3 protein-coding genes are annotated in these 6,439 nt (G+C 68.6%); 1 reads left to right on the top strand and 2 read right to left on the bottom strand.

The annotated features are described in order from the left end of the window. Positions 1-359 precede the first annotated feature (359 nt). The gene (locus tag ACWDO5_RS15760) at positions 360-1,382 is read right to left on the bottom strand and encodes an alpha/beta fold hydrolase (RefSeq protein ID WP_450530840.1); all 1,023 of its coding nucleotides are present in this window, start codon (positions 1,380-1,382) and stop codon (positions 360-362) included. Positions 1,383-1,743: 361 nt separating this feature from the next. On the opposite strand from ACWDO5_RS15760, the gene ACWDO5_RS15755 reads away from it, so the two are divergent. Then, positions 1,744-4,038, top strand: coding sequence for a HelD family protein (locus tag ACWDO5_RS15755; RefSeq protein WP_450530839.1), 2,295 nt, complete (start codon positions 1,744-1,746; stop codon positions 4,036-4,038). Positions 4,039-4,074: 36 nt separating this feature from the next. Here ACWDO5_RS15755 and glgB read toward each other — a convergent pair whose 3' ends face one another. Further along, a complete protein-coding gene (glgB, locus tag ACWDO5_RS15750; RefSeq protein WP_450530842.1) occupies positions 4,075-6,339 on the bottom strand; it encodes a 1,4-alpha-glucan branching enzyme in 2,265 nt (754 codons plus the stop codon). Positions 6,340-6,439: the final 100 nt, after the last annotated feature.

The raw sequence follows: 6,439 nt of genomic DNA, 5'->3' as shown, positions 1-6,439 counted from the left end.
GTCCAACTCCACCTCCTCGATCTCCTCGAAACAGACATCACGCGAACCCGCTGGCCCCAGACCTGAAACGACGACCTGCGAAGTCCGGGTCTAGTGGGGCTGGAGCCCTTGGTGGGCGGGATACCGCCGTCCGGGTGCTGCCGCCTGCACCGCCGCTACGAACGCAAGGCCGAGCACTCTCTCGCCTTCGCCGGCCTCGCCGCCGCTCTCATCTGCTACCGAAGGCTCGGCGGCCGAGTGCCCCGGTAATTCGATAGCGCGCATCGAACAGCGCCCCCACTCTGGTCACCGTGGCAGAACCCAAGCACCAGATCCGCGCCCTCCATACGGCCTCCACGGTCACCGTTGGGTCCGCCCACCTACGTAGACGGTGACCCGCTATTGACGCGGCCGACGACAAGCCTGATTGCGCTGATCGTCAGGTCAGGATCACGGATCTGCACGTAGTGATCGCTTCCCGTGGCCAGGAAATGGGGGGTCTGCGGCTCCAGATCCACCAGTGCCTGCTGAACTTTCGGCCAGGCCCGCTCAAGAGTTGTCAGGAGAGACTTCGGGCTTCCGGGCGGAAAGGCGAAGGGCTTCGTCTTACTGACAACGGCGAGGGGTATTTCCGGCATGGGTCTCGCTCTGGTAACTGCTTCGATTGCACCGTCGACGTCAATGGTCTCGAATCCGCGTTTTGTATCGAGGGCTGTACCGGGATGGTTGAGTAACTCCAGGTAGGAAGTCCAGTCCTTGCCGAAGAACGGCTTCATGTTCGTTCCGAAGGCGTCGACGAAGACAAGTCCGGCTGTCTGCTTCGGATGGATCTGAGCGTACAACCGCGTGACCATTCCTCCGAAGGAGTGGCCGACGAGTAGGTACGGGCCGGGGACTTTCGCCGCTGTCAGCACCTTGTTGAGGTCACGGACCATGTTCGTCAGGGAACGCGGGCCCGTCACGGGCGTGCTGCGCTCGGTGAGTGTGGGGGGCTTCGTATACCGGATGGTTCCGGGCCGGTCGTATTCGCAAACACGGGTGAACGTTGCGACACCTGGGAAGACCGCTGGGGACTTCGGCACGGGCGGTTGTGTATCGGTCACGTTCCAGGTGTCGGACGAGTCGTGGAGCCCGGATTCCAGAATGACCGTGGGGCTTCCGCTTCCTTTGCAGCGTAGATAGATTTTCCGACCGCCGCCCACGTCGACCTGGCCGGAGAACTCCTCGGCCGTCGGCGTAGCGGCGCGGGCGGCTGCGGTGTTGGTTTCGAGCGGGGTGCTGTCGCAACCCGACAATGCGATCAGTGCTGCCGTAGCCAACACAATGGTGAAGACCGGAAGGCATTTGCGCATCAAACACTCCAGCGTGACGTTGCCGCCAAGCCTAGCGTCGATCTTGATCAAGCACCCTCGCGTACGACGCGGGTCCCACGCAGGAGTCGGCGCGGTGTAGAGAGCGGGCAGGGCATGGCAGCGGCCGGTAGCCAGGTCGTGAATGAGGCCCGGTTCGACGTCTCAGACCCACGCGGTCGCGAAACCGTCCGTGCCGTAGAGCGCATGGCGCTGGCCCGCCGGCCGCAGCTCCGGCCGTGCGCCGCAGACCGTCAGTCGCTCGCGCACCGGATCTTCTCGGCGCACAAAAAATACCCCGGTGCCGAATTGACGGCCGGGGTATTCGTCTGCGAATATTGAGTGTTTCACGTCCATGCACAACTAAGCGCATGGAGGAGTTCATTGGTGACACCATATCGCGTCAGGAGCTGAATTGTCAACCGAGGAATTGCACAATGAGCAGCAATTCGTCTCCCTGCTCTACGAGCGCCTCGATGCACTCCGCGAGCAGGCCGAAGCCGCGGTCAAGACGACGATCGGCCAGGTCAGCACCGGTCGGCAGACCCGGGTCGAGCGGGATGTGCTCGTCGCCGAGCAGTCCGGGCTGCTCTCCGGGCTGAATGCAGTGGACTCCGGGCTGTGTTTCGGACGTATCGATCTCAAAGACGGCGTGCACCATCACATCGGGCGTATCGGAATGCGGGAGGGTGATACCGACCGCACCCCGCTGCTCATCGACTGGCGCGCGCCCGTCGCCCGGCCCTTTTACCTTGCCACCGGGCATGAGCCAATGGGGCTGCGCCGGCGGCGGCACATCACCACCAAGGGGCGGACCGTCACCGCCCTCCACGACGAGATCCTCGACCTCGCCGACACCACCCGCACCGGGTACGAGGAGCATGACGCGGACGCCGTGCTGCTCGCCGCGCTCGGGGCCGCGCGCACCGGGCGGATGGCCGACATCGTGCAGACCATCCAGGCCGAGCAGGACCGCATCATCCGTGCGCCGCGGCACGGTGTCCTCGTCGTCGAGGGCGGGCCCGGCACCGGGAAGACCGCGGTGGCGCTGCACCGGGCGGCGTACCTGCTCTACGCGCACCGCGAGCAGCTGGCCAGGCGCGCCGTGCTGATTGTGGGGCCCAACCCGGCGTTCCTCGGCTACATCGGCCAGGTGCTGCCTTCGCTCGGTGAGACGGGCGTGCTGCTGTCGACGATGGCCGAGCTCTGCCCCGGTGTACGGGCCACCGGCACCGACACCCCCGAGGCCGCCGAGGTGAAGGGCCGCGCAGAGATGGCCGATGTGCTGGCCCGTGTCGTACGCGACCGGCAGGCGCTGCCCGAGTCCGTGCCCGAGTCGGACCACGAGGGCCAGGACACCCTGCCCGGACCCGCGCTGGAGATCGACCATGAGGAGTACGGAATCCTGCGGCTCGACCGTGAGATGGCGTACGACGCCCGCGACCGTGCCCGTGCCACCGGGCTGCCGCACAATCTCGCCCGGCCGCACTTCGCCTTCCGGATCATCGACGCGCTGACCGCCCAGCTCACCGACCGGCTCGGCGCGGATCCCTTCGGAGGGCCGAACCTCCTCGGCGTCGACGACATCGCCCAGCTCGGCAAGGAGATCGCCACCAGTGCCGAGGTGCACGCGGCGATCGACGAGCTGTGGCCCCCGCTCACACCGGAGCAGCTCGTCGCGGACTTCCTCGCCGCGCCCGAGGCGCAACTCGCCGATAAGGAAGCCGAGTTGGTCCGGCGCACCGCCGGTCCCTGGACACCCGCCGATGTGCCGCTGCTCGACGAGGCCGCCGAGCTCCTCGGCGTCGACAACAGCGCCGAGCGGGCCACCGAAGAGGCCGAGCGGCAGGAGCGGATCGCCTACGCGCAGGGCGTGCTGGAGCTCTCCGAAGGCTCGAAGACGTACGAGTTCGAGGACCAGGAGTCCGAAGTGCTCGCCGCGCACGACATCATCGACGCCGAGCGGATGGCGGAGCGCCAGGAGGAAGCCGACCACCGCAGCGCCGCCGAACGCGCTGCCGCCGACCGGACCTGGGCCTTCGGGCACATCATCGTCGACGAGGCGCAGGAGCTCTCGGCGATGGCGTGGCGGCTGCTGATGCGCCGCTGCCCCACCCGCTCCATGACCCTGGTCGGCGACCCTGCCCAGACCGGCGACGCGGCGGGCTGCGGCTCGTGGCAGCGGATTCTCGAGCCCTACGTCGGCGACCGCTGGCAGCACACCCGCCTCGAGGTCAACTACCGTACGCCCGCCGAGATCATGGAGCTCGCGGCGGACGTGCGGCGGAGCGAGGACCCGGCCTTCGAGCCGCCGCGCTCGGTGCGCTCGACGGGCGTGAAGCCGTGGGAGGCGGCCGTGTCCCCGGACGAAGTGGCCCGTACCGTTGCCGAGCGGGTGGCCGGGGCGCCCCACGAGGGACGGCTCGCGGTGATCGCCCCGGGCGGGCTCCACGCCGCCCTCGCGGCCGAGCTGCCCGGTGCCGGCCAAGGGGCCGAACCGGATCTCACCCGGCCTGTCGTGCTGATTGACCCGCGGCAGGCGAAGGGCCTGGAGTTCGACACGGTGATCGTCGTCGAGCCGGAGCTGATCCGCTCCGGCTCGCCACACGGGACGAACGACCTCTATGTGGCGCTCACCCGTGCCACCCAGCATCTGGGGGTGGTTTCCTCAATCGCCGGACGGGCTCGGCCGAGCCTGCCCGGCGACTGAGGGCAAAGCACGGCAAGCCCGTCCGGGCGCGGCAGCTTACGCCGGCCGTAGCCACAACGTCGCCAGCGGCGGCAGCGTCAGCTGAATGCTCGCCGGGCGGCCGTGCGACGGCACTGATTCCGGTTTCAGCGGGTCAGGGTTGAGCACATCGCTGCCGCCGTACCGCGCCCCGTCCGTGTTGAGTGTCTCCGTCCACGCCTGGACCGCGTCCGGTACACCGAGCCGGTACTCGTGCCTCACCACCGGCGAGAAGTGGCACACGGCGAGCAGCGGCGAACCCGAGGCGTCGTAGCGCAGGAACGCGAAGACATTGTCCTCGGCGGCGTCGCCGTCCACCCAGGCGAAGCCCCCAGGGTCGGTGTCCCGCTGCCAGAGCGCGGGGGTGGCGCCGTACACGGTGTTCAGATCGCGCACCAGATGCCGCACCCCGCGGTGGTCCGCCTCGGCCGCGTACGACGGGTCGAGCAGCCACCAGTCCGGGCCGTGGCCCTCCGACCACTCCGCGCCCTGCGCGAATTCCTGGCCCATGAAGAGGAGTTGCTTGCCGGGGTGGGCCCACATGAAGCCCAGATAGGCGCGGTGGTTGGCGCGCTGCTGCCACCAGTCGCCGGGCATCTTGCTCACCAGCGACTGCTTGCCGTGCACCACCTCGTCGTGCGAGATCGGCAGCACGTAGTTCTCGCTGTACGCGTACACCATCGAGAACGTCATCTCGTTGTGGTGGAACTTGCGGTGCACCGGCTCGTGCGAGACATAGCCCAGCGAGTCGTGCATCCAGCCCATGTTCCACTTCAGGCCGAAGCCGAGGCCGCCGAAGCCGCCCGGGCCGACATGGTGGGTGGCGCGTGTGACACCGTCCCAGGCCGTGGACTCTTCGGCGATCGTCACGACGCCGGGGCAGCGCCGGTAGACGGTCGCGTTCATCTCCTGCAGGAAGCCGACCGCGTCCAGGTTCTCCCGGCCGCCGTGGGCATTCGGCGTCCATTCGCCCTGCTCGCGGGAGTAGTCGAGGTAAAGCATCGAGGCGACGGCGTCCACCCGCAGCCCGTCGATGTGGAACTCCTCGCACCAGTACGTCGCGTTGGCGACCAGGAAGTTGCGCACCTCTTTGCGGCCGTAGTCGAACTCGAGGGTGCCCCAGTCGGGGTGCGCGGCACGCGCCGGGTCCTCGTGCTCGTACAGCGGGCGGCCGTCGAACTCCGCGAGCGCCCAGTCGTCCTTCGGGAAGTGCGCCGGCACCCAGTCGACAATCACGCCGATGCCCGCCCGGTGCAGGGCGTCGACGAGATGGCGGAAGTCGTCAGGGGTGCCCATCCGGGAGGTCGGGGCGTAGAAGCCGGTGACCTGATAGCCCCACGATCCGCCGAAGGGGTGCTCGGCGACCGGCATCAACTCCACGTGCGTGAAGCCCAGATCCTTTACATACGCGGGGAGTTGGACGGCGAGCTGGCGGTAGGTCAGGCCCGGGCGCCAGGAGGGGAGATGCAGCTCGTAGACGGAGAAGGGCGCCTCGTGGATCGGCCGGTCGCCGCGGTGCGCCATCCACTCCTCGTCATGCCACACATGGTGCGACTCCGTCACGATCGAGGCGTTGGCGGGCGGCACCTCGGCGCGCCGCGCCATCGGGTCTGCCCGCAGGGTGTGCGAACCGTCCGGACGGGTGATGTCGAACTTGTAGAGCGCGTCCTCGCCGACGCCGGGAACGAACAGCTCCCAGACGCCCGTCGAGCCGAGCGAGCGCATTGGATGGCCGGTGCCGTCCCAGTGGTTGAAGTCGCCGATGACCCGCACCCCGCGGGCATTGGGTGCCCACAGGGTGAACCGGGTTCCGGTGACGCTCTGGTGAGCCATCGGGTGCGCGCCCAGCACCCGCCACAGCTCCTCGTGCCGCCCCTCGCCGATCAGATGCAGATCGAGCTCGCCGAGCGAGGGCAGGAAGCGGTACGGATCCTGCACCTCGATCTCGATCTCGGTCCCGGTGTCGGTACCGTCGTCGTACGCGACCAGCAGCTGGTACTCCGGGGCGGCGCGCAGCGGCAGCACACCCGAGAAGAAACCGCCGCCGTCCTCGTGCAGCTCGGCCCGCAGCCCCTTGGCGAGCACGGTCACCGACTGCGCGAACGGACGCAGTACACGCAGCTCCACACCGCCCCGCAATTCGTGCGCGCCGAGCAGCGCGTGTGGATCGTGATGGGCGCCGGCCAGCAGCCGCTCCCGGTCACCTTCCGCGAGCGGCCGCGCCGCCCGTACGCCATGGCTGCCGCCGGCACGCGGCTTCGGCGCTGCCGTCTTCTTCCCCAGGGGCGCGGCGTCGGCCACCTGTTTGGGCACGTCGGGGTCGGAGGAATTACGGGACGGGGGTCGGGCGCTCACGGGGGTCGGCCTCCTCGGGCAGTGGGGG

Source organism: Streptomyces sp. NPDC000880 (genome assembly GCF_053599675.1).
This window is presented reverse-complemented; position numbering and strand designations above follow the sequence as displayed.